Origin of the sequence: Actinophytocola sp. NPDC049390 (assembly GCF_044466355.1) — a bacterium.
GTDB lineage: Bacteria > Actinomycetota > Actinomycetes > Mycobacteriales > Pseudonocardiaceae > Actinophytocola.
On the sequence record NZ_JBITMQ010000006.1, the window covers coordinates 309,881 to 331,414 of the forward strand.

A 21,534-nucleotide genomic window follows, 5' to 3' on the forward strand; every position below is an offset into this window, starting at 1 on the left:
GGCGAATGGTGGCTACTGACGTGCCGGCGGTCTCGTCAGCGGTCCGGATTCTCGAACGGCTGGCGGCGGAATGGCCCGCGCCCGTCGCGCCGAAGGACCTCGTCAACGAGCTGGGGCTGAACCGCAGCACCTGCTACAACATCCTGGCGACGCTGCAGCGGATGGGCTGGGTCAGCTCGACGGGTGAGCGGTCGGGCTGGACGCTGGGCCCGAAGCTGCTGACGTTGACCGGCGTGACCGACGACATGACGGCGGCCATCGCGCAACAGGAGATCGACGAGCTGGCACGGCGGCTGGGTTTCGTCGTGTTCGTGGCGGAACCCGACGGCGCCGGCGGCTACGTGGTGACCGTCAAGGCCGAACGCCACATGGGCGTCCGCGTCACGGTCGGTGTGGGGGAGGGCTTCCCGTTCTCCGCGCCCGCGATCATGCAGGCGTACCTGGCGTGGCAGCCGGCGGACAAGGTCGACGAGCTGGTGGACCGGTACGGGCTCAAGCAGTTCACCCAGCACACGGTGACGAACCGGGACGCGCTGCACCGGGTGCTGGCGGAGATCCGCGCCCGCGGGTACTCGACGAGTCTCCAGCAGTACGACATGGCACAGAGCGGTGTCGCCGCCGCGGTGTTCGACCGGCGCGGGCAGGTGTCGCGGGTGGTGTGCTCGCTGGCGTTCTTCACCGAACTGCACGCGGACAACGTGGGCCGGATCGGCGCGCTGGTGAGCGACTGCGCGGACCGGATCACGGCCCGGACCGGCGGCCGTCGCCCGTCAGCCGGGTAGCCAGGACGTTCCAGCCGTCGAGCCTCAGCCGCCGGTCGGCGGGGGCGACACCGTCCCACCGGCAGGTCAGCACGCGTGTCTCGCCGGGGAGCAGGTCGATCGCGTTGTCGTCAAGACGTGGCCAGCCCGGTGCGCCCGCCGGGCGGTCGTCGAGCAGCCGCACGAACGGAGCCACCGGACCGTCGTCGTGACGCAGGTGGACGGTCCACTCGTCGCCGTCCTCCCGCACGTCCGCGCTGACCCGCGCGGGTGGCAGCGCCGGCAGTTCGCCGAAGTCGTCGGTGCCGGTCAGCACGTACCGGCTGCCCAGGGACAGGTCCAGCAGGAACACCCGCTCCGGCGCCGGACACCGCAGTTCGCCGACCATCCGCGGGGCGCCCAGGTCCGCCGCCCAGGTCGACCGCGCCACCTCGCGGCCGTCGAGGGTCAGCACGCGGGCGGTGATCTCCTCCGCACGCGGGGAGTCCGACCACGCCCACACCGCGGCGACCAGCTCGCCCCGCACCCTCGGTGCCGGCAGCGCGGCACACACGTGCGTCGGCCGGTACGCCCGCCGCACGTAGTGGTACACCGCCTTCGGTTCGCCGAACCAGTCGACCGCCGCCGTGCACCAGCCGTTCGGGAACGACTCGTTCAGCTGCCACGGCAGCACACCGCGGCACGACGACCGCCGCAGGTTCGCCTCCACCGCGTACCGCAGCCCGTCGGCCTGGAGGAACTGGCTGGCGCGCGACAGGGTCGCCAGGTCGTCGATGCCGTCCCCGAACGCGGCACGCACGAGCGGCTCGTTGTTCCACCACCGCCCGAGGTGGTCCCACACCGGGTCGCCCCGGGTCGGCAGCGTCCGCGCGTGCGGCGGCACGACCGACTCGATCGCCCGCGTGTTGCTCATGCCCTCGACGCCGAACTCGCTCAGCAGCAGGGCGCGGCCGTCGTCGTAGTGGCGGTAGTGGTCGTCCAGGCCCTGGTGCTCCCACGGTCCGTGCACGTCGTGCTGCTCGGGTCCCACCGCGGCGAACACCGGCCCGGACGGGGACGTCGGCAGCCAGTGCCGGTCCGGGTCCAACCGCGCCACCGCCTCGTGCAACGCCGTCAGCACCGCCGACTCGGCGTCCGTCAGCGGAACCCCGTCGGCACGCTGCAACTCGTTCCCGCCGCACCACACGGCGAGGCTCGGGTGGTTCCGCCGGGCGCGGATGATCGGCGCCGCCTCGGCGGCCATCCTGGCCACGAACGCCTCGTCCGTGCTGGGCACGCTGCTCATGCCGGAGCTGGACTGCGCGAACTCCTGCCACACGAGGATCCCGAACTCGTCACACAGGTCGTAGAACGCGTCGCTCTCCAGCAACCCGCCGCCCCACACCCGCAGCACCGTCACCCCGGCGTCCCGCGCCAGGGTCAGCAGGTGCCGCAGCCGCGCCGGGTCGACCGCGCCGTAGCAGGCGTCGGCGGGCACCCAGTTCCAGCCCTTGACGACCGTCGGCGTGCCGTCCACGGTCAGCCGGTACGCGAGATCGCCCGCCTCCTCGACGAAGCGAACGTCGCGGAACCCCACCCGGAGCGTGCGTTCGTCGCTGATCTCGCCGCCGACCCGCACCACGGTGTGCAGCGTGTAGCGGTACGCGGGGCCGGAACCGTTGAGGTGCCAGCGTTTCGGCGTGGCGACCACCATGTCCGCACCGGTCGCCACGACCACCCCGTCCTGGTCGCGCAGCGTGTGGTCCACAGTGCACTCGACGGCACCGTCCACTTCGGTGCGCACGGTGACCCGTCCGCCGGGGCTGGTCCGCGCCCACACGTCGACGAGCCGCACCGGCCCCGTGACCCGCAACCGGGCGGGCGCCCACAGCCCCTGCTGCACCATCCGGGGACAGAAGTCCCAGCCGTACCCCATCCGGCTCTTGTGGACGGTCACCGTCGCCGTGTGCCCGACCTGCGGCTCGCTCACCGGCGCGGGCGCCACCACCACGCTGAGGCTGTGCTCTCCGGCGCCGAGCCGGTCGGTGATCTCGGTGACCAGCGGGACGAACATGCCCTCGTGGTCGGCCACCCGCGCGCCGTCGAGGTACACCGAGCCCGCGTGGTCGATGCCGTCGAACTCCAGGAACGCCCGCGCACCGGCCGCGAGCGCGTCCGTCCGCAACCGCGTCCGGTACACCCACGTGCGCTGCGGCACCCATTCGGACAGCAGGCTCTGCGTGCCGACGTACGGGTCCGGCACGACACCCGCGGCGACCAGGTCCGCGAGCACGCTCCCCGGCACGCGCGCCGGAACCCACTTCGACGGGTCGTCGCCACCGTCGCGCCGGTGGAGCTGCGCGCGGTGCAGCTGCCAGTCGTCGCCGAGGAAACCACGCAGCTGCCAGCCGTCCAGCGGTTCGGTCACCGGACCCAACGTCTCAGCCCCGGTTGACCGCGTCGACCAGCAGGTCACGCAGGTCGTCCTCGTCCACCGCCGGCTCCAGGTGCCCGCCGGCCGGCGCGAACACGGACGGCCGGACCAACGCCAGCGCGGCGGTGTCGTCCCACAGCCGTGTTCCCTGCCACTGCGACGGATCCGCCCGCAGAACCGCCTTCAGCAGGCCCGGCAGCCCGGCGCCGTCGAGGCGCGCGACCATGTCCGGTGTCGGCTCGTACGCCGGGGTGGCGGGCAGGTCCACGTAGACCGCCTCGCGGGGTGCGGTCCGGCAGGCCGCCAGGTCGTACTCGCAGTTGAAGTTGTCCGGGTTGTTCTCCGCGAACGACCGCCCGGACGCCAGCACCCGGGTGTGCCCGCCGAGCGCGGACGCGTACGCCGGGTAGGACGTCCACGGCCCGAGGACCAGCACGTCGACCCGCCCGCAGCCCCGCACCGCGGCCCGCACCCCGGCGGCCAGCCGGTCCGGCTCGCCGCTCGCCGGGACGGCCGCGCCGAGGAAGTTGTTCATCCGCTCGGCGGCCGCGCGCACCGGCGGCAGCCAGTCGTAGGCGGGCGGGTTCGGTGACGCCATGCCAGGCAGCACAGGCGGGCTCACCCCGCGCCCCGCCAGGAACATGGAGACGGCCGTCGCGCCGTTCGGCACCCCGGAGATGCCCTCGGTGACCACGACCGCGCGAACGTCCCGCGCGGGCGCGACCACGGCGAGCGCCCGGTAGTCGTCCACGCCGACGTCGGTGTCCACCACCAGGCAGGACTTCGGTTCGGCGGCCGGGGCGGCGACCCCGAGCCCCGCCCACACGAGTGCCAGTACCGCCGTCAACAGGAACCCTGTGCGCACCGCCGCCCCCTTGCGTCAGTCGGCCATCAGACCCACCCCACCATCCGTGCGGGTCGGTTGCAAGATCGCCTGTGCGTCCGCGCCGCCGAACCACAGCCCGATCGCGAACGCGGCGGTCGCCTCCAGCAGTGCCGCGCGCTCCGGGCCGCCGCCGTCGACCGGCGTGCACCCCAGGTCGGTGACCAGCGGGCGCACGGTCGCCACCGCGTCGGCGGGCCCGCACAGCGGCACCGCCAGGGCCCGCCCACCGAACGTCCGCGACGCCAGCCGCCACACGCTGTCGTGGCACAGGTTGAACCCCTTCACCACGGCCAGATCCGGGCGTGCCGCCACGATCCGGGCGTACGGATGACCGACGCCGAAGCCGGGCGTGACCTCGTTCGTGCAGTCGATCACGGTGACGCCCGCAGGCACGTGCGTCAGCACCTCGACCACGGCGGTCGCGGGCACCGCCAACAACACGACCGGCCCGAACCTCCCCGCCTCCGCAAGGGAAACCGGTCCGCGTCGCCCACCGGTCAGCACCTCGTGCCCCGCCGCGCGCCAGCCCGCGCCGAGCGCCGTGCCCATGTTCCCCGTGCCCAGGATCCCGATCCGCATCCGTCCTCCTTCTGTTAGGAAGGACGGTAGAAGCGCTGATGCCTACCGATCGGTGTGTGACATGGAGTTCCTGGCCGACTGCCGCGCCCGCATGGCGCTGGACCTGCTCGCCAACACGTGGCACGGGGTGGTGCTGTGGGCACTGCGGCACGGGCCGGAGCGGCCGGTGACGTTGCGGACGCGGATCGGCGGCATCAGCGACAAGGCACTTGCCGAGACACTGCGCCGCCTCGAACACCACGGCCTCGTCACACGGCGGCGGTACCGGGAGGCGCCACCTCGCGTCGAGTACGCGCTCACCCCGCTCGGCGAGTCGCTGCTCGGTCCCCTCGAAGCGCTCGGCGAGTGGGCCGACCGCCACGGCGACGCGGTGATGGCAGCGCAGGAGCGCGTGTCATGACCGTCGACTTCGGACCCACCGCCGCCGACTACGCCAGGTACCGGGCCGGGTTCCCGCCCGAGTTCCTCGCACGGCTCACCGCGCTCGGGGTCGGCCTGCGCGGCCAGCGGGTCGTCGACCTCGGCACCGGCACGGGCGTGCTCGCCCGCGAGCTGGCCGCCGCCGGGTGCGTGGTGACCGGAGTGGACGTCGCGCCGGAGCTTCTCGACCAGGCCCGCGAACAGGATGCCGAGGCGGGGGTGGACGTGACCTACCGGGTGGCACCCGCGGAGAGCACGGGCCTGCCCGCCGGGCAGTGGGACGTGGTCACGGCCGCGCACTGCTGGCACTGGTTCGACGCGCCGCACGCGGTCGCGGAGGTGCGCAGGCTGCTGGCGCCGGGCGGGAGGATCGTGCTGTGCAGCCGTGACTACCTGATCCTGCCGGGCAACGTGTGCGAGGCGAGCGAGGAGCTGATCCTGGCCCACCACCCGGGCTGGCCGATGGCGGGCAGCCCCGGCACGCACGAGGAGTGGGCGGACGACCTCACCGGCTTCACCGGCCTGGCGACGTTCACGTTCGACGTCGACGTCCCGTACACGCACGAGGCGTGGCGCGGCCGCATGCGCAGCTCGAACGGTGTGGGCGCCAGCCTCCCCGCCGACCGGGTGGCGGCGTTCGACGAGGACCTCGCACGGCTGCTGCGGGACCGGTTCCCCGAGGACCCGATGCCGGTGCCACACCGCGTGTTCGCGATGGTCGCTGTGCGTCCGTGAGGGTGACGGCGCTCGGCGTCACCGGGCGGGCAGCCGCCACAGTCGGATCGCGCCCTGCTCGTCGCCGGTGGCGAGCACGCCGTCCGGGCCGAACGCCACAGCGGAGTGGCCCCTGCTTCCCGGCGCCGAGCGGTTCGCCGGTGTCCAACTCCCACACGGTCGACACGTCGCCGTCGGTGCTGGCTGCCGGACCTCAGCGAGAAGACGTCCGCCGCCGAGGTGACCGTGCCCCCTTCCGCCTGCTCGGGCCCGACCGGCATGGCCCTTTCCGGACAGCGGCGATGAACGCGCCGTCGGACGGCGCCCTCACGCCCGGCACATGAGGCGGCCCCGATGCTGTCCGGGTGCCGAACCTCGCCCGTCACGACCTGAACCTGCTGGCCCCGCTCGCGGCGCTGCTCGACGAACGGCACGTCTCACGCGCCGCCGAGCGGGTGCACCTGACCCAGCCCGCCATGAGCCGCACGCTGAAGCGGTTGCGTGAGGTGTTCGACGACGAGCTCCTCGTCCGGACCTCGAACGGCTACCGGCTCACCCCGGCGGCGCAGCGGCTGCGGCGACGGCTGCTGCCGCTGTTGCCGGAGCTGGCCGACCTGTTCGCGGCCCAGGAGTTCGTGCCCGCCACGGCCGTCGAGCTGTTCCGGCTCAGTGGCACGGACTACGCGGTCGACACGATCGGTGTGCCGCTGTCCACCCGGCTGCGGCGCGAGTCACCGGGCTCGCGCCTGCACATGCGCAAGTGGCACGAGTCGGTCTTCGACGAGCTGGAGCGCGGGGAGCTGGACCTCGCGCTGTACGGGCACGCGCCACCCTCCGGGCTGAGCACGCAGCGGCTGTTCGAGGAACGGTTCGTGTGCGTCGTCGATCCCGGTCACCCGTCGGCCGGGCAGCCCGAGCTGGCACTCGACGACTACCTGCGCGGCACCCACGTGGTGGTCGACGTCCGCGACGGCAGGCAGGGTGTGGTGGACGCCGACCTGCGCGCCCACGACCTGACGCGCACCGCCGGGCTCATCGTCCCGCACCACCGGTCCGCGCTGCTCGCCGTGGTCGGCAGCGACCTGATCGCGACCCTCCCGCGTCGCATGCTGCGCGACGCGGACGGTGTGGCCGTGCTGGCCGCGCCCGACGTGCTCGGGACCATGACCTACTCGATGTCCTGGCATCCCGGCCTCGACGGCGATCCCGCACAGCGGTGGCTGCGCGCGCTGCTCCGCGCCGAGGTGGCACATGACGACGACGCATGATCAGCCATAGCAACGATTCATTGGCGGCACAACGGATGCGCTGGAACCGTCGTCGGTATGACTGGTTTCTCCGTTCGGCGCCTGGTGGTCGGCGCGGGCAGCGCGGCCGTCGTGCTCGGTGCCGTCATGTACACCTCGGCTCCGCCGACCGCCTCCGGATCACCCGCCGCCACCACCCGCGGGCACCACCTGACCATCGTCACCGACAACGCACCCCTTCCCGAAGCCCGGTACGCGCCCGGCTGGCGGCGACTGCCGTCGATCGCGCGCGGCCCCCGGCAGGAGCACGGCACCGCCGCGCTCGACGGCCGCGTCTACGTGGTCGGCGGCATCGTCCCGTTGCCCGACGGGCGGGTCGAGACCACCGGCCGCGTCGAGGTCTACGACCCCGCCACCCGCGACTGGACCGACGCCGCATCGCTGCCGGTGCCCATGAACCACCCCAACCTCGCGACCGTCGGCGGGCGGCTCCTCGTGCTCGGCGGGCTGTCCGGCGGCGCGTCCTGGCAGGCGATCGGCGACGCCTTCGCCTACGACCCGGCCACCGACCGGTGGACACCCCTCGCCGACGTCCCGCCCGCGGCGCGCCGCGGCAGCGCCGCGACGGGCGTGCACGGCGACACCGTGTACATGGCGGGCGGGATGCTCACCCTCACCCCGGGCCCAGGCGGGCTGCAGGACACCGTGGCCACGGTGTCGGCCTACCACGTCCCCACCGGGCGGTGGTCGACGCTGGCGTCCCTGCCGCAGGCCCGCGACCACGCGGGCGGGGCCGTGGTCGGCGGCACCTTCTACGTGCTCGGCGGACGCGACCGCGGCCAGCTCAACGTGCGGGACGAGGTGTTCGCCATGGACCTGAGGTCCGGGCGCTGGAGCGAACGTTCCGCCATGCCGACCCCGCGCGGCGGGCTGGCGACCGCGACCGTGGGCGACCGTGTCTACACCTTCAGCGGGGAGGGCAACCCGGTGCCGGGCTCGGACCACATCTTCCGCGAGACCGAGGTCTACGACGCGCGCACGGACCGGTGGAAGAAGCTGCCCCCGATGCCCCTGCCACGCCACGGCACCGCGGCGGTCGCCATCGACGGCACCATCTACATCCCCGGCGGGGGCAACCGGGCGGGCGGCGCACCGGTCGACGTGATGGACGCCTACCGGCCCCGCTGACCGGCACGCCCGCGGGCCAGGACGCGAGCTTGGCCCGCGGAGGGGCGATCACCTGGACAACGGTCACGTCGGTAGCCGGACCCGTCGGTTGCGGATCGACTCGTCGGCGTCGAGCCTGGTGAGGATCGCGGCCAGGGCGGCCCGGGTCTCCGCGATCCGCGCCGCGCCGAGTTCTTCGGCCAGAGCGTCGTCGAGTGCCGCGCGGTGCGTTCTGGCGGCCGCGACCGCGGCACGCGCCCGGTCGGTCAACTCCAGCAACGTCACCCGCGCGTCGTCGGCGGAGCGCCGCCGGGCGAGCAGTCCCCGGCGGCGCATGTCCGCGACCGTCTTGGAGGCCGCCTGCTGGCTGACCCCCATCCGCTGCGCCAACGCGGTGATCGACAACGGATCCGCGATCAGGTGCTGAATCACCACACCGTCGTTGAACCGCACCTCGGCGAACCCGTCCGCCACCATCCGCCGCCGCACGGTCTCGGTCATCGCCCATCCGGCGAACAACGCGAGCAGTGACAGCTCGAGGTCCGCCGCCGTAGGATCCACAACCATGGTTGTGGAATCTAGCAGACCGGACCCCGACGTCCTGGCCGACTTCGTCCGCATCGCACACGCCACCGTCTGGTGCTCGCTGGCCACCGTCGACCGTCGGCAGCGACCCCGTTCCCGTGTGGTGCACCCCTACTGGGAACTCACCGGTCCGCTCGGCGTCACCGGCTGGTTGTTCACCCGCCCGACCCCGCTCAAACTCGCCCACCTCGCGGCCAGGCCCCATGTGTCGTGCTCGTACTGGAGCCCCACCCAGGACACAGCGGTCGCGGAGTGCGACGCCGAGTTCGCCGACGACGAGACCACTCGCCGGAAAGTCTGGGAGATCTTCGAGGCCGCGGCACCACCACTCGGCTACGACCCCCGAATCCTGGGCGCCGCGGACCATCGCGACCCGGCCATCACCGTGCTCAGGATGACACCCTGGCGACTCGCGACACTGTCCGGCGCGTGGCGCCGCACAGTGACGCGCTGACCGGCGCCCGACTTCTGTCAGAAGCCGGGGAACACGCGACGAAGGTCGTCGAGCGTGACGTTGCCTTCGACGGTGACGCCCTCGTCGTACGGTGCCTTCAGGCGCCCGTTGACCAGCCGCACGAAGGCCTCCCGCGGTCCGTTGAACGTGGCGGACGGTGACTCGAGGTGGTCCACCACGGTGGCCTCGTCGTCGATCACCAGACCGGCGCCGGGGACGGCGACGGACACCGGGGCCGCGAGTTCGGCCGGCTTCGCGAGCCAGTTCAGCATGAAGCCCAGGGGCCCGGTCAGCAGGTCGACGAGCACGGCAGCCGAATCAGCGTCCACCCCGGCCCGCGCGTCGAAGGCCACGCGGACGTCCCACGTGTGGTTGGCCACCTCGTTGAGCCGCATGCCCAGCGCGGTGGACAGCGGGACCGGCGCGGGCAGGAAGCCGAGATCAACCGACAGCGACGAGCGCTGCTCGGGCGTGAGCGCCTCGACCACGTCGAGCCAGCGGCCGTTGCTCTCCAGGAATCCCTCGGCCTGCGCGCGCGGCTCGGACGCGTCCCAGCGGGCCCAGATCGCCTGGTTGTCCTCGGCCTCCACGGTCTGTCCGGTGGCCAGGAGGACGGGCGCACGGCCGATCTCCGCGCCGCTGCCGAGATGCGACAGGACCTGGGCGACCGTCCACTCCGCGGCACCGCCGGTGACGGCCAGCTGTTCGTCGGTGAGGGTGCGGACGAGACCGGCGATCGCGTCGTGCTCAGCGCGCAGGGCAGTGATCGTGCGATCCACGAGTTGACTCATGCCATCCCCAACCCGCGGACCCGCGCATGTGTTCCGTCGAACGCTTCAGCGGACCGGGCCCGCCGATCCCCGGTCGGACCGGGTGCGCTCCCCGGCGGGGACACACGTCTCAGGGCTGACGCGTCGACGGGGGCCCGACGGTCGCGGTCAGGCCCTCGGCGTCGTGGCCGTCCGCGATGAGGGCCTTGATCCGCGCGGCGACGTCCGGGAGACCACCGGTGCCGAGGTGCCCGCCCGACCGCAGGTCGATGAGGTGGTCGACGACCGTCAGGTGCTCGGCCAGCGTGGCCGGGCCCGCCGGGTAACTGGCCTCCCGCAGCTCCGCGACCGTGGCGGGGATCGCCGTGATCACGTGGTTGAGCTGGATGCTCGCGGTGTCGCCGAACTCCGCCATGTCGATGCCCGCCGCGCGCACGGTGTCGAGTGCCCGGAGCAGGCCGAGCTGGGCGTCGTACCACAGGCCGAACAGCGTGAGGTCCCAGATCGCGGCCGCCTCCGGGGTCTCCCCGACGAAGCGTGGTGTGCTCACCAGGTCGAACACCGCCCGGTGCTGGTCGAACGCGGACCGGGAACCGCTGTACAGGATCGTCGCGGCGTCGGTGCCGAGCGCCTCGGGGGACGCCTGGACACCCGCGTCGAGGTACCGCCCGCCCAGCTCGTCGACCTGCGCCGCGGCCTGTCGTGCGTCACCGGCGGTGCCGGTGTACATCCCGACGACCGTCTGCCCGGGCAGGTCGACCTGGCTGAGGCACTGCCGCACCGCCGCGTGGTCCGTGAGGGTCATGAGTACGAGCGGGCTGGACGACACCGCCTCCTGCACCGACCCCGCCCGTACCGCACCCTCGGCGACCAGCGCGGCCGCACGACCCGCGGTCCGGTTCCACACCGTCACGTCGTACCCGCCACCGAGCAGCAGGCGCACCACCGCGCTGCCGATGGCTCCGGTACCGACGACCGTCACCCTGGACCCTGACTTCTCGACCATGACGCGATGGTCGAACATCCACCAAGGTAGAGGTCAAGCCCCCGGGGTAGCGTGGCCGTCACGCAGCCACCCGGGGAAGGTCGACGATGCGCTCCACAGTGTTCCGCACGCCCGCCGGGGTCACGCTCGGCGTCGAGCACTTCGGCGACGCCGCGGCGCCACTCGTCCTGCTGGCGGGCGGCACGACCATGCTCTCCTGGCCCGACGCGCTCTGCGCGGCGCTCGCGCGCGGCGGCAGGCACGTCGTGCGCTACGACCTGCGCGACGCAGGCGCCTCGACGACCGTCGACCCCGACACACCCGCGTACACGCTGCGCGACCTCGCCGTAGACGCGGCCGCGCTCGCCCGCGGACTCGACGACCGGCCCGCGCACCTGGCGGGTGTCGGTGTCGGCGGGATGGTCGCCCAGGTCGCCGCGCTCGACCACCCGGACGCGTTCGCGGCGCTCACCCTCGTCGGGACGCGCCCCGTCGCGCCGGGCCCGGTCGACGACGACCTGCCCGACCACGACGGGGCGACGATGAAGCGCCGGTTCGCGCTGCCGAAGCCCGACTGGTCCGACCGCGCCTCGGTCGCGGAGTTCGCCGCCGCGGCGGCGGAGATCCTCGGTGACGACCCCGCCGCGGCGCGGGCGACCGCCGAGCGGATCTTCGACCGCACACCGGGCGCGACACCCGCTGTCCGGCGGGCGAACCACCTCGGCACGGTGTTCGCCCGGCTCGACTGCACGCCCCGCTGGCGTGAGCGTCTGCCCGGGCTCGCGGTCCCGGCACTCGTGGTGCACGGCCGTCACGACCGGTTCTTCCCGGTCGGCAACGGCGAAGCGCTCGCCCGCGAGATCCCCGGCGCGCGGCTGCTCGTGCTCGACCAGGCCGCGACCGCGATCCCCGCCGCGGCCGCCGACGAGGTCGCGGCGGCGATGCTCGTGCTGTAGTCGGTCGCGGTAGGCCATCACGAACCGCGGTCCCCGCCGCGCCGGTCGCCCGCCCCGCGCGATGGCACGCCGGATCGCGTCGGCGACGGTCGACCGGTACGCGACGCCGTCGTCAGAGCGCGACGACCGTCATCCCCGGCCCGGCAGGCGGATGGTCCATCGCGGTGAGCGCGGCCGGGGCGTCGTCGAGTCCGATCACCGTGCGTACCAGACTGCCGGGCCGCAGGGTGCCGTCGGCGACGAGCGCCAGCATGGGCGGGTAGTCGGCGGCGGCCATGCCGTGCGTGCCGTGGATCGCCAGCTCCCGTGCCACGACCACGTCCATCGGCAGCGGCGTCGGGCCGGCCAGCAGCAGTCCGGCCTGGACGTGCCTGCCGCGCCGCCGCAGGCACCGCACCGACGTGGCCGCGGTGGCGGGTGAGCCGAGCGCGTCGACCGACACGGCCGCGCCACCGTCCGTGCGGTCCCGGATGGTCGCGGCCGGGTCCGGGTCGGCCGTCGCGTCGATGACGTGTGCCGCACCGAGTTCGCTGGCCAGCGCCAGTGCGCCGGGTGCGATGTCGACGGCGATCACCGAGGCGCCCAGCGCGACCCCGATCTGCACGGCCGACAGCCCGAGCCCGCCGCAGCCGTGGACGGCGAGCCAGTCGCCCTTCGCGAGCCGGCCGTGCGCGGTGAGCGCCCGGTATGCCGTGGCGAACCGGCAGCCGAGGGACGCGGCGGTCACGAAGTCCACGGAGTCGGGCAGTGCCACCAGGTTCGTGTCGGCCGCGTGCACCACCACCCGCTCGGCGAACGAGCCGGGCCCGGTGAACCCCGGCTGTGTCTGGTGTGGACACACCTGCGCGTCGCCCGCGCGGCAGTACTCGCACACGCCGCACCCGCACACGAACGGCACCGTCACCCGGTCACCGGGCCGCCACCGGCCGACGCCCGCGCCGACCGCGGCGACCACACCGGCGAACTCGTGGCCGGGCGTGTTCGGCAACGGCACGGGATCGTGCCCGCGCCACGCGTGCCAGTCCGAACGGCACACCCCGGTCGCCCGCACCGCGACGACCACCCCGCCGTCGGGCGCGACGGGCTCGGGCACACCGGCCACGACGGGTGGTTCCCCGTAGGCGGAGTAGACGACGGCACGCACCCGCCGATCGTAATGCGGTGGCGCACGGAAGGAGACGCGCCATCAACGTGTTCGAGCTGATCGCAGGCCCGCGGACCTGCTGCTGTGCCGCGCGAGCCGACCGGCGGGCCGGTCGCCAAGCGATACACGGCCGACGAGCTCGAGCGGTAGGCCCTACCGTGGGGGCGTGCCAGAGGTGGTGGTGTTGATCGGGCTGCAGGCTTCCGGGAAGACGACGTTCTACCGGCAGCGGCTGGCAGGCACCCACGTGCACGTCAGCAAGGACGCCTTCCCCAACGCGCGCCGCCCGCAGCGCAGGCAGATGCGCATGGTCGGGGAGGCGCTGGCCGAGGGCCGGGACGTGGTGGTCGACAACACCAACCCGTCACCGGCGCAGTGGGCGCCGATCATCGCCGCCGCGCGGGACCACGGGGCGCGGGTCGTCGGGTACTGGTTCCCGCCGGACCTGGCCGCGTCCGTGGTCCGCAACGCCGCCCGCGAGGCCGGAAGTCGCGTGCCCGACGTGGGCCTGTATGCCACGATCAAGATCCTCCGGGAGCCGACGGCGGCCGACGGCTTCGACGAACTGCACACGGTCCGTTTCGACGGCACAGGGGGATTCGACGTGCGATGAAAGACCTCGAGACACGCCAGCGCGCGCGGGAGTGGTTCCACGGGATGACCGCGCTGCCCGGCGCCTGGATCGTCATCCGCGTGGACGGGCGGAGCTTCTCCCGCTTCACCGAGGAACGCTTCGACAAGCCGTTCGACGCCCGGTTCTCGGACCTCATGACCACCACCGCCGAAACGCTGCTCACCGAGTTCGACGGCCGCTACGCCTACACCGAGAGCGACGAGATCTCCGTGCTGCTCGACCCGTCGTTCGCGTTGTTCGGCCGAAGCGTGGAGAAGCTGGTGTCGCTGTCGGCCGCGGCGGCGTCGGCGGCGTTCACGCACGCGGCGGGCGAGCCCGCGCACTTCGACAGCCGTCTGTGGCTGGGCAACGACACCACCGACGTGCTCGACTACTTCACCTGGCGGCAGGCCGACGCGGCACGCTGCGCGCTCAACGGGTGGTGCTACTGGACGATGCGCGAGAACGGCAGCACCCGCGCGGAGGCGACGAAGGCGCTGGAGCGCACCACCACGTCGGCCAAGAACGAGCTGCTCCACGGTTACGGCATCAACTTCAACGACGTGCCGGTGTGGCAACGGCGCGGCGTCGGCCTCTCGTGGGAGACCTTCGAGCGGCCGGGGTTCGACCCGATCCGGAACGTCGAGGTGACGGCGACGCGGCGACGCGTGCGCGTCGACCGGGACCTGCCCATGAAGGACGCGTACCGCGACCACGTGCGGAGGATGCTGTGACCAGCCCCGAGATCACCGGCAACCCACCCGGTTCGTTCGCGTGGAGCGTGCTGCACGAGCGTCACCCCAAGCTGATCGCGCAGGTGCGGGACGGGTTGCCGTACCCGCCCGCGACCGGCCGCGCGCTCGACGAGCTGGCCGACGAGATCACCGGCGAGATCCAGCCCCACGCCGGGTGGGAGAAGTACGCGGGCCGGTCGTGGGACGACGTGCCGTTCCTGTGGGCCGAGAGTTGTTTCTACCGCAAGCTCCTCGACGCCGTCGGCTACTTCGCGCCGGGACCGTGGCAGGGCGTCGACCCGTTCGAGCCGGTGAAGTCCGCGGAGCTGCGCGGCCCCGAGCTGGCCGCCGACCTCGCCGCGTTCGCCACCCGCACCGACGACGCGGCCGTCGAATCAGCCCTGCTGACGGCGTCGCTGTGGGGCAACCGCGCGGACCTCGGGTTCCGGCTGTCGTCCGGGCAGGCCGACGGGGCCGGGGCGCTGCTGGTGGACGAGAGCCCGCTGCTGTGGTCCCTCCTCGACGGCGGCCCGGTGGTGGTCGTCGCCGACAACGCGGCCCGGGAGCTGGTGCCGGACCTGCTGCTCGCCGACCGCCTCCTCACCACGGGCCGCGCCGGGACCGTCGTGCTGCACGCCAAGCCGTACCCGTACTACGTGTCCGACGCGCTGCTGCCCGACGTGGTCGCGGCGCTGCGCAGGCTCACGGAGAGCCCGGTCGCGGACGCGGGGCACCGGCTCGCGCGCGCCATGCGGGACGGGCGGCTCGACGTGCGGGCGCACCCGTTCTCGTGCGCGCCGTGGTCCTACCACCGCATGCCCGACGACCTGGCCGCCGACTTCGCGTCGGCGACCGTCACGATCATGAAGGGCGACCTGAACTACCGGCGCCTCGTCGGCGACCGCCGCTGGCCGCCGACCACGCCGTTCGCCGAGGTCACGGCGTACTTCCCGGGCCGGGTCGCGGCGCTGCGCACCATGAAGTGCGACGTCGCGGTCGGCATCCCGGCCGACGTGGTCGACCGGCTCGACGCGTCCGGCGAGCGGTGGCGGTCGAACGGCGCGCACGCGGTGATCCACGTGCGGTGATCAGCGGCCGGGCGGCGCCTGCTTCGCCCACTCCGCCCAGTCGGCCAGTGCCTCGTACAGCCGCACGCCCGCCTCGGCGGTGACGCGCGCGGCCCGGGCCCGCGGACCGTCGTCCTGGTCCGCGGCCGCCGCGTGGCAGCGGTACCGCGCGGCGGTCTCGCGCCAGTGGGCGGCTTCGCGGTCGAGGTGGTCGGTCAGCTCCTCGGGTGAGATCGTCCAGAAGAACAGCGACCGCAGCAGGGGTTCCAGGCGGACGGAGTGGTCGACGGGCGCCTCGACGAGCCACCGGTGCAGCTCCGCCCGCCCCGTGTCGGTGATCCGGTACTCCTTGCGGCGCCGTGGCCCCTCCGCCGCCGCCGCGATGTGCCCGGCGCCCGCCAGGCGGATCAGCTCGCCGTAGATCTGCGGGTGCTTCGCCGGCCAGATCGCGCCGAGCAGGTCCTCGAAACGGCGTGCCAGGTCGTAGCCGCTCGCCGGTCCCTCGGCGAGGAGCCCGAGCAACCCGTGCCGCAACGACATGCCACCACCCCTTCTGAACAGGTCCGAAGGAGCCTACCGACGCACGCCCGCCACACGGCCGGTCGGGCGGGCGCGGTTGGCACGATCTCGTCGGGTTCGACCCTCCGCAAGCGTCTTGCATGGCGCTACTGTGATTCGTGGTGCGTCACGACGATCAGTGGAGAGACCCGTATGCGGATCACGATCCTGCTCTTCGACCGGATGGCGGCGCTGGACGCCATCGGCCCGTACGAGGTGCTGCGGTACTCGGAGAACGCCGAGGTGGTGTTCGTCGGCAAGGAGAAGGGTGAGGTGCGGGCCGGTCAGGGCACGCTGGGACTGGTCGCGGACGCGGCGCTGTCGGACGTGCGGGAGACCGATGTCGTGCTCGTGCCGGGTGGGCCGGGGCAGGTGGACCTGATGGCCGACGACGAGGTCCTGTCGTGGCTGCGGGAGATCGACAAGACCAGCACGTGGACCACGTCCGTGTGCACGGGTTCGCTCGTGCTGGCCGCCGCCGGGCTGCTGGCGGGCCGCAAGGCGACGACGCACTGGCTCGCTCAGGACCAGCTGCCCGCGTTCGGTGTGGAGGCCGTGGCCGAGCGGGTGGTGTTCGACGGCAAGTACGTGACGGCGGCCGGGGTGTCGGCCGGGATCGACATGGCCCTCACGCTGGTCGACCGGGTGGCCGGGAACGTGGCGGCGCAGGCGATCCAGCTCGGTCTGGAGTACGACCCCCGGCCGCCCTACGACGCCGGCTCACCGTCGAAGGCGCCGTCACAGATGGTCGCCTCCATGCGGGAGAACAGCCGGTTCTTCCTGCAGGAGATCTGAGGTCTTCCGTCGACCGGGGAGCGCGACGTGGGATCGCCGCCGGCAAAGGGGGTTCGCGCTACAGGCGGCGTCGTGCATGAGCGCGCCCGTCAGCCCTGCTCCTCCTCCACCTGGCGGTTCCAGTCCTTCTTGGTCTCCTGCCAGCGGTCCTCGTCGTGGCCGGTGCGCCAGTAGCCGGAGATCGACACCAGGTCGCGGGGCAGGCCGCGTTCCACCAGCAGCAGACGCCTCAGCTCCTTCACGAACGTCGCCTCCCCGTGGACGAACGCCTGCCCCGTCCCCGCCGGGAACTCGAAGCCGGTCACCGCGCGGACGAGTGCCTCGCCGACGGGCGCCGTGCCCCGGTGCAGCCAGGTCAGCTCGGTCTCCGCGGACGGCGCCAGCTTCTGCTCCTCGTCCGGCCCGGCGACCTCGATGAACGCGTACGCGCGCGCCCCGGCGGGCAGTCGCTCCAGTGACGCCGCGATGGCGGGCAGGGCGCTCTCGTCGCCCGCCAGCAGGTGCCAGTCCACGTCGGCGGACGGAACGTACCCGCCGCCCGGGCCCATGAACCGGACCTCGTCGCCCGGGGCCACGGCCGCCGCCCACGGGCCCGCGATGCCCTCGTCGCCGTGGTGGACGACGTCGATCGCCAGCTCGCGGGTGGCGGCGTCCCAGCGGCGCACGGTGTACGTCCGCATCCTCGGCCACTGGTCCCTCGGCAGCTCCTCGCGGATCCGCCGCATGTCGAACGGCTCCGGGTACGTCACGCCGGGCGGCGGGAACAGCAGCTTCACGTAGTGGTCGGTGAACTCGCCCGCGTCGAAGTCCTCGAGGTCGCCCAGCACGACCCTGGTCATGTGCGGTGTGAGCCGCTCCACACGGGACACCCGTGCGAGCTTCGGCCGGGGGGACCTGCGTTCCTGCGCCATGCCGCCGATGGTAACCGTCCGGTCGGTGGGTGCGCAGTGTCCGGTAACTCACCGGTGGAGTCCGCTCTTCCTCCGCTCTCATCGCGCTTGACCCACGCCGTCACGCGTGGACCGGGTATACCTCCCCTGCGTATGGTCCGGTCAGTTGCCCATCCGTGTGTCCATATAGGACGGTAGTGATGAAGACGCTGACCAAGCTCGGGGCTTTCGTGGTCGCCCTGATACTGGTGTTCGCGAGCGCCTACGTGGTCGGTCGCGTTGTCGGTCCGCCGCCGACCGAGGCGGCCGCCGCGCCGGCCCCCGCCGCCGCACCAGCCGAGGAGGAACACGGCCCGGGCGGGCTGATGGTCTCCGAGGAAAGCATGACGTTGAAGGTGTTCAACGAGAACTGGAAGGCAGGCGAGCAGCAGATGCTCGCGTTCCAGGTGCAGGAACGCGAAGGCACACCGCTGCTGCAGTACAAACCGCAGCACGACAAGCTGATGCACCTGATCATCGCGCGCAGCGACCTGTCGAACTTCCAGCACATCCACCCGAACCTGGGCGCCGACGGCACGTGGCGCATCCCGGTGACGTTCCCCGCCGCGGGCACCTACCGGATCTTCGCCGACTTCTTCCCCGGCTGGGGCATCCACGGCACCACGCTGGGCGCCGACGTCGAGGTGGCCGGGAACTTCACGCCGAAGCCGCTGCCCGCGCCGTCGAACTCCGCCACCGTCGACGGGTACACCGTGACGCTCAGCGGCAAGCTCGTGGCCGGTGCGGAAGCCAAGCTCACCATGCACGTCTCGAAGAACGGCAGGCCGGTCACCGACCTGGAGCCCTACCTCGCCGCGTTCGGTCACCTGGTGATGCTGCGCGACGACGACATGGCCTACATCCACGTGCACCCCGACGGCCACCCCGGCGACGGGAAGACCGCGCCGGGACCGGAGATCCAGTTCTTCGCCACGGCACCCTCGTACGGGTCGTACCGGCTCTTCCTCGACTTCCAGCACCAGGGCACGGTCCGCACCGCGGAGTTCACGGTCAACGTCGAGGGCCCCAACCCGCCGCCGCACGGCCTGACGCCCGAGGTGTTCGAGCAGGCCAAGGCCGTGAACCTGGGCGGCGGCAACAGCGCGGCGCCCGGTGGACCGAGCAGCGGCGGCACCACGGGCGGCACCACGGGAGGTGCGACGCATGGCCACGGAGGCTGAGCTGGTCATCGGTGGGATGACCTGCGCGTCGTGCGCGGCGCGCGTCGAGAACCACCTCAACGAGATCGACGGTGTGACGGCGACGGTGAACTACGCCACCGAGAAGGCGAAGGTGTCGCACTCGGTGCCGCTCGCCGACGTCGTCGCCGCCATCGAGGAGATCGGCTACACCGCGAAACCCGTGGCGCGGCCGAAGCCGGTGGCATCGGGGCAGGCCGAGTTCGTCATCGGCGGCATGACCTGCGCGTCGTGCGCGGCACGGATCGAGGAACGGCTCAACGAGATCGACGGCGTGACCGCGACGGTCAACTACGCGACCGAGAAGGCGAAGATCACGCACTCGCCGTCGGTGCGGGTCGCCGACGTGGTCGCGGTCGTCGAGGAGCTCGGCTACACCGCGACCGTGCCCGCGCCGCCGCGCCAGGTGGCCGAGGCCGCACCGGCGGTGTCCGAAGAGGACGAACAGGACGCCGCGCTGCGGGCCGCGCGCAACCGGGTGCTCATCGTCGCGGTGCTGACCGTGCCGGTCATCGCCATGTCGATGGTGCCGAGGTTCCAGTTCGAGTACTGGCAGTGGGCCTGCCTCGCGCTGTGCGGGCCGGTCGTCGTGTGGGGTGCGTTCCCGTTCCACAGGGCCGCGTTCGCGAACCTGCGCCACGGCGCGGCCACCATGGACACGCTCATCTCCGTCGGCACCCTGTCGGCGTTCGCCTGGTCGCTGTGGACGTTGTTCATCGGCGAGGCGGGCATGCCCGGGATGAAACACCCGTTCCGCATCACGATCGAGCGGACCGCGGGCGAGGCCAACATGTACCTCGAGGTGGCCGCCGGGGTGACGTTGTTCATCCTGTGTGGACGGTACTTCGAGGCACGTGCCAAGCGCCGGTCCGGCGCCGCGCTGCGTGCGCTGTTGTCCTTGGGCGCCAAGGACGTCACGGTCCTGCGCGGCGGCGTCGAGACGACCGTCCCGATCGGCGAGCTGGCCGTCGGCGACCGGTTCGTCGTGCGACCGGGTGAGAAGGTCGCGACCGACGGCGTGATCGAGGAGGGCTCCTCCGCGGTCGACGCGAGCATGCTCACCGGCGAGTCCGTGCCCGTCGAGGTCGGTGCGGGTGACGAGGTCGTCGGCGCGACGGTCAACGTCGGCGGGCGGCTCGTCGTGCGTGCCACGAAGGTCGGCGCGGACACCCAGCTCGCGCAGATGGCGCGGCTCGTGGAGGACGCCCAGACCGGCAAGGCCAAGGTCCAGCGGCTCGCCGACCAGGTGTCCGCGGTCTTCGTGCCCGGCGTCATCGGGCTCGCGCTGGCGACGCTCGGCTACTGGTTCGGCGCCGGTGAACCGGCCACGGCGGCGTTCACCGCGGCGGTCGCCGTGCTGATCATCGCATGCCCGTGCGCGCTCGGCCTCGCCACGCCGACGGCGTTGCTGGTCGGCACCGGGCGGGGCGCGCAGCTGGGCATCCTCATCAAGGGCCCCGAGGTCCTGGAGAGCACGCGCCGCGTCGACACCGTGGTGCTGGACAAGACGGGCACGGTCACCACCGGCGAGATGTCGCTCGTGGACGTCGTGCCCGCGGACGGCGTCGACGCCGACGACCTGGTGCGGCTGGCCGGCGCGCTGGAGCACGCCTCCGAGCACCCGATCGCCCGTGCCATCGCGGCGGGCGCGCGGGAGCGGGTCGGTGAGCTGCCGGCGGTCGACGGCTTCGCCAACGAGGCCGGGCTCGGCGTGCGTGGCGTGGTTGACGGACGTCAGGTTGTCGTCGGCCGGGCCGCACTGGCCGGCGACCTGCCCGCCGAACTGGTGGCGGCGCGGGACGAGGCCGCCGCCGAGGGCCGGACGTCCGTCGTCGTCGGCTGGGACGGTGTGGTGCGCGGGCTGCTCGTCGTGTCCGACACGGTCAAGCCGACCAGCGCGGCCGCCATCCGCCAGCTGCGGGCGCTCGGGCTCACCCCGGTCCTGCTCACCGGCGACAACGAGGCCGTGGCCAAGGCGGTCGCCGCCGAGGTCGGCATCACCGAGGTGATCGCCGAGGTGCTGCCGGCGGGCAAGGTCGCGGAGATCAAGCGGCTGCAGGCCGAGGGCCGGGTGGTGGCCATGGTGGGCGACGGCGTCAACGACGCGGCCGCGCTCGCACAGGCCGACCTCGGGCTCGCGATGGGCACCGGCACCGACGTCGCCATCGAGGCGGCCGACCTGACACTCGTCAGGGGCGACCTGCGGGTGGTCGCGGACGCGATCCGGTTGTCCCGCCGCACGCTCGGCACGATCAAGTCCAACCTGTTCTGGGCGTTCGCGTACAACGTCGCGGCGATCCCCCTCGCCGCCGGTGGGCTGCTCAACCCGATGCTCGCCGGGTTGATCATGGCGGGCAGCTCGGTGTTCGTGGTGTCCAACAGCCTGCGGTTGCGGACGTTCACCCCCAAGTCGGGCGCGTCGGTGCCGGAGGAACCGGTGCGGCCGTCCACTGTGGAGAAGAGGGCCATGGTCACGGCGTCCTGATCGTCAGCCCTGGGTGGGTGGTGTGGCCGCGCTCGGTCACACCACCCACGTGTGTGTTCACTTCTTTCTCAGG

Annotated in this window: 22 protein-coding genes; 13 read left to right on the forward strand and 9 right to left on the reverse strand. The window is 72.9% G+C overall.

Going from position 1 to position 21,534, the window contains the following annotated elements:
* Positions 1-20 precede the first annotated feature (20 nt).
* Entirely contained in the window at positions 21-782 is a 762-nt protein-coding gene (locus tag ACIBVP_RS19975) for an IclR family transcriptional regulator (protein WP_396107652.1), read from the forward strand.
* On the opposite strand, the gene ACIBVP_RS19980 is transcribed toward ACIBVP_RS19975, so the two are convergent.
* From ACIBVP_RS19980 to ACIBVP_RS19990, 3 genes are read right to left on the reverse strand one after another with little or no spacing between them, the layout of a single operon-like run.
* Positions 742-3,168, reverse strand: coding sequence for a glycosyl hydrolase 2 galactose-binding domain-containing protein (locus ACIBVP_RS19980; protein WP_396107653.1), 2,427 nt, complete (start codon positions 3,166-3,168; stop codon positions 742-744). The genes ACIBVP_RS19975 and ACIBVP_RS19980 overlap by 41 nt on opposite strands.
* 13 nt (positions 3,169-3,181) lie before the next feature.
* Positions 3,182-4,039, reverse strand: a complete 858-nt coding sequence (locus tag ACIBVP_RS19985; RefSeq protein WP_396107654.1) for a hypothetical protein — start codon at positions 4,037-4,039, stop codon at positions 3,182-3,184.
* Positions 4,040-4,054: 15 nt separating this feature from the next.
* A complete protein-coding gene (locus tag ACIBVP_RS19990; protein ID WP_396107655.1) occupies positions 4,055-4,639 on the reverse strand; it encodes an NADPH-dependent F420 reductase in 585 nt (194 codons plus the stop codon).
* A 61-nt stretch (positions 4,640-4,700) separates the two neighbouring features.
* Here ACIBVP_RS19990 and ACIBVP_RS19995 point away from each other — a divergent pair, with 61 nt between their 5' ends.
* The 4 genes from ACIBVP_RS19995 (at position 4,701) to ACIBVP_RS20010 (ending at position 8,208) form a co-directional block, all read left to right on the forward strand.
* Positions 4,701-5,039 (forward strand): winged helix-turn-helix transcriptional regulator, encoded by a 339-nt coding sequence (locus ACIBVP_RS19995; RefSeq protein WP_396107656.1) that lies wholly within the window; start codon positions 4,701-4,703, stop codon positions 5,037-5,039.
* The gene (locus ACIBVP_RS20000) at positions 5,036-5,794 is read left to right on the forward strand and encodes a class I SAM-dependent methyltransferase (RefSeq protein WP_396107657.1); all 759 of its coding nucleotides are present in this window, start codon (positions 5,036-5,038) and stop codon (positions 5,792-5,794) included. The genes ACIBVP_RS19995 and ACIBVP_RS20000 overlap by 4 nt, the downstream gene beginning before the upstream one ends.
* Positions 5,795-6,138: 344 nt before the next feature.
* Positions 6,139-7,041, forward strand: coding sequence for a LysR family transcriptional regulator (locus ACIBVP_RS20005; RefSeq protein WP_396107658.1), 903 nt, complete (start codon positions 6,139-6,141; stop codon positions 7,039-7,041).
* A 57-nt stretch (positions 7,042-7,098) separates the two neighbouring features.
* Positions 7,099-8,208, forward strand: a complete 1,110-nt coding sequence (locus ACIBVP_RS20010) for a Kelch repeat-containing protein (RefSeq protein WP_396107659.1) — start codon at positions 7,099-7,101, stop codon at positions 8,206-8,208.
* A 63-nt stretch (positions 8,209-8,271) separates the two neighbouring features.
* Here ACIBVP_RS20010 and ACIBVP_RS20015 read toward each other — a convergent pair whose 3' ends face one another.
* A complete protein-coding gene (locus tag ACIBVP_RS20015; protein WP_396107660.1) occupies positions 8,272-8,754 on the reverse strand; it encodes a MarR family transcriptional regulator in 483 nt (160 codons plus the stop codon).
* Here ACIBVP_RS20015 and ACIBVP_RS20020 point away from each other — a divergent pair.
* Entirely contained in the window at positions 8,753-9,226 is a 474-nt protein-coding gene (locus ACIBVP_RS20020) for a pyridoxamine 5'-phosphate oxidase family protein (protein ID WP_396107661.1), read from the forward strand. The genes ACIBVP_RS20015 and ACIBVP_RS20020 overlap by 2 nt on opposite strands.
* 17 nt (positions 9,227-9,243) lie before the next feature.
* Here ACIBVP_RS20020 and ACIBVP_RS20025 read toward each other — a convergent pair whose 3' ends face one another.
* On the reverse strand, positions 9,244-10,017 hold the full coding sequence (locus tag ACIBVP_RS20025) for a maleylpyruvate isomerase family mycothiol-dependent enzyme (RefSeq protein ID WP_396107662.1): 774 nt from the start codon (positions 10,015-10,017) through the stop codon (positions 9,244-9,246).
* Between the two features lie 109 nt (positions 10,018-10,126).
* Entirely contained in the window at positions 10,127-11,020 is an 894-nt protein-coding gene (locus ACIBVP_RS20030) for an NAD(P)-dependent oxidoreductase (RefSeq protein ID WP_396107663.1), read from the reverse strand.
* A gap of 68 nt (positions 11,021-11,088) precedes the next feature.
* Here ACIBVP_RS20030 and ACIBVP_RS20035 point away from each other — a divergent pair, with 68 nt between their 5' ends.
* Positions 11,089-11,937: an alpha/beta fold hydrolase gene (locus ACIBVP_RS20035; RefSeq protein ID WP_396107664.1), complete on the forward strand. Its 849-nt coding sequence runs from the start codon at positions 11,089-11,091 to the stop codon at positions 11,935-11,937.
* A gap of 112 nt (positions 11,938-12,049) precedes the next feature.
* Here ACIBVP_RS20035 and ACIBVP_RS20040 read toward each other — a convergent pair whose 3' ends face one another.
* Positions 12,050-13,081: a zinc-dependent alcohol dehydrogenase family protein gene (locus ACIBVP_RS20040; protein ID WP_396107666.1), complete on the reverse strand. Its 1,032-nt coding sequence runs from the start codon at positions 13,079-13,081 to the stop codon at positions 12,050-12,052.
* Positions 13,082-13,247: 166 nt separating this feature from the next.
* Here ACIBVP_RS20040 and ACIBVP_RS20045 point away from each other — a divergent pair, with 166 nt between their 5' ends.
* Genes ACIBVP_RS20045 through ACIBVP_RS20055 form a run of 3 tightly spaced genes read left to right on the forward strand, consistent with a single transcriptional unit; the run spans position 13,248 to position 15,516 of the window.
* A complete protein-coding gene (locus ACIBVP_RS20045) occupies positions 13,248-13,694 on the forward strand; it encodes an AAA family ATPase (protein WP_396107667.1) in 447 nt (148 codons plus the stop codon).
* Positions 13,691-14,428, forward strand: coding sequence for a tRNA(His) guanylyltransferase Thg1 family protein (locus ACIBVP_RS20050; protein ID WP_396107668.1), 738 nt, complete (start codon positions 13,691-13,693; stop codon positions 14,426-14,428). Before ACIBVP_RS20045 ends, ACIBVP_RS20050 begins: the two co-directional genes overlap by 4 nt.
* Positions 14,425-15,516, forward strand: a complete 1,092-nt coding sequence (locus tag ACIBVP_RS20055; protein WP_396107669.1) for a damage-control phosphatase ARMT1 family protein — start codon at positions 14,425-14,427, stop codon at positions 15,514-15,516. Before ACIBVP_RS20050 ends, ACIBVP_RS20055 begins: the two co-directional genes overlap by 4 nt.
* Here the strand turns inward: ACIBVP_RS20055 and ACIBVP_RS20060 are convergent, their stop codons facing one another.
* The gene (locus ACIBVP_RS20060; protein WP_396107670.1) at positions 15,517-16,035 is read right to left on the reverse strand and encodes a PadR family transcriptional regulator; all 519 of its coding nucleotides are present in this window, start codon (positions 16,033-16,035) and stop codon (positions 15,517-15,519) included. It abuts the gene before it with no gap.
* Between the two features lie 171 nt (positions 16,036-16,206).
* On the opposite strand from ACIBVP_RS20060, the gene ACIBVP_RS20065 reads away from it, so the two are divergent.
* The gene (locus ACIBVP_RS20065; protein ID WP_396107671.1) at positions 16,207-16,848 is read left to right on the forward strand and encodes a DJ-1/PfpI family protein; all 642 of its coding nucleotides are present in this window, start codon (positions 16,207-16,209) and stop codon (positions 16,846-16,848) included.
* Positions 16,849-16,937: 89 nt separating this feature from the next.
* Here the strand turns inward: ACIBVP_RS20065 and ACIBVP_RS20070 are convergent, their stop codons facing one another.
* Entirely contained in the window at positions 16,938-17,759 is an 822-nt protein-coding gene (locus ACIBVP_RS20070) for a siderophore-interacting protein (protein WP_396107672.1), read from the reverse strand.
* A 179-nt stretch (positions 17,760-17,938) separates the two neighbouring features.
* On the opposite strand from ACIBVP_RS20070, the gene ACIBVP_RS20075 reads away from it, so the two are divergent.
* Together ACIBVP_RS20075 and ACIBVP_RS20080 are read left to right on the forward strand one after the other, a co-directional pair.
* On the forward strand, positions 17,939-18,958 hold the full coding sequence (locus tag ACIBVP_RS20075) for a hypothetical protein (protein WP_396107673.1): 1,020 nt from the start codon (positions 17,939-17,941) through the stop codon (positions 18,956-18,958).
* Positions 18,942-21,461 (forward strand): heavy metal translocating P-type ATPase, encoded by a 2,520-nt coding sequence (locus tag ACIBVP_RS20080; RefSeq protein ID WP_396107674.1) that lies wholly within the window; start codon positions 18,942-18,944, stop codon positions 21,459-21,461. The genes ACIBVP_RS20075 and ACIBVP_RS20080 overlap by 17 nt, the downstream gene beginning before the upstream one ends.
* Positions 21,462-21,534: the final 73 nt, after the last annotated feature.

Excerpts from the sequence above, each read along its gene's own strand:
- ACIBVP_RS19990 (WP_396107655.1), bottom strand. The coding sequence starts at position 4,639 with ATGCGGATCGGGATCCTGGGCACGGGGAACATGGGCACGGCGCTCGGC.
- ACIBVP_RS19995 (WP_396107656.1), top strand. The coding sequence starts at position 4,701 with ATGGAGTTCCTGGCCGACTGCCGCGCCCGCATGGCGCTGGACCTGCTC.
- ACIBVP_RS20000 (WP_396107657.1), top strand. The coding sequence starts at position 5,036 with ATGACCGTCGACTTCGGACCCACCGCCGCCGACTACGCCAGGTACCGG.
- ACIBVP_RS20010 (WP_396107659.1), top strand. The coding sequence starts at position 7,099 with ATGACTGGTTTCTCCGTTCGGCGCCTGGTGGTCGGCGCGGGCAGCGCG.
- ACIBVP_RS20020 (WP_396107661.1), top strand. The coding sequence starts at position 8,753 with ATGGTTGTGGAATCTAGCAGACCGGACCCCGACGTCCTGGCCGACTTC.
- ACIBVP_RS20015 (WP_396107660.1), bottom strand. The coding sequence starts at position 8,754 with ATGGTTGTGGATCCTACGGCGGCGGACCTCGAGCTGTCACTGCTCGCG.
- ACIBVP_RS20025 (WP_396107662.1), bottom strand. The coding sequence starts at position 10,017 with ATGAGTCAACTCGTGGATCGCACGATCACTGCCCTGCGCGCTGAGCAC.
- ACIBVP_RS20030 (WP_396107663.1), bottom strand. The coding sequence starts at position 11,020 with ATGTTCGACCATCGCGTCATGGTCGAGAAGTCAGGGTCCAGGGTGACG.
- ACIBVP_RS20035 (WP_396107664.1), top strand. The coding sequence starts at position 11,089 with ATGCGCTCCACAGTGTTCCGCACGCCCGCCGGGGTCACGCTCGGCGTC.
- ACIBVP_RS20050 (WP_396107668.1), top strand. The coding sequence starts at position 13,691 with ATGAAAGACCTCGAGACACGCCAGCGCGCGCGGGAGTGGTTCCACGGG.
- ACIBVP_RS20060 (WP_396107670.1), bottom strand. The coding sequence starts at position 16,035 with ATGTCGTTGCGGCACGGGTTGCTCGGGCTCCTCGCCGAGGGACCGGCG.
- ACIBVP_RS20065 (WP_396107671.1), top strand. The coding sequence starts at position 16,207 with ATGCGGATCACGATCCTGCTCTTCGACCGGATGGCGGCGCTGGACGCC.
- ACIBVP_RS20070 (WP_396107672.1), bottom strand. The coding sequence starts at position 17,759 with ATGGCGCAGGAACGCAGGTCCCCCCGGCCGAAGCTCGCACGGGTGTCC.
- ACIBVP_RS20075 (WP_396107673.1), top strand. The coding sequence starts at position 17,939 with ATGAAGACGCTGACCAAGCTCGGGGCTTTCGTGGTCGCCCTGATACTG.
- ACIBVP_RS20080 (WP_396107674.1), top strand. The coding sequence starts at position 18,942 with ATGGCCACGGAGGCTGAGCTGGTCATCGGTGGGATGACCTGCGCGTCG.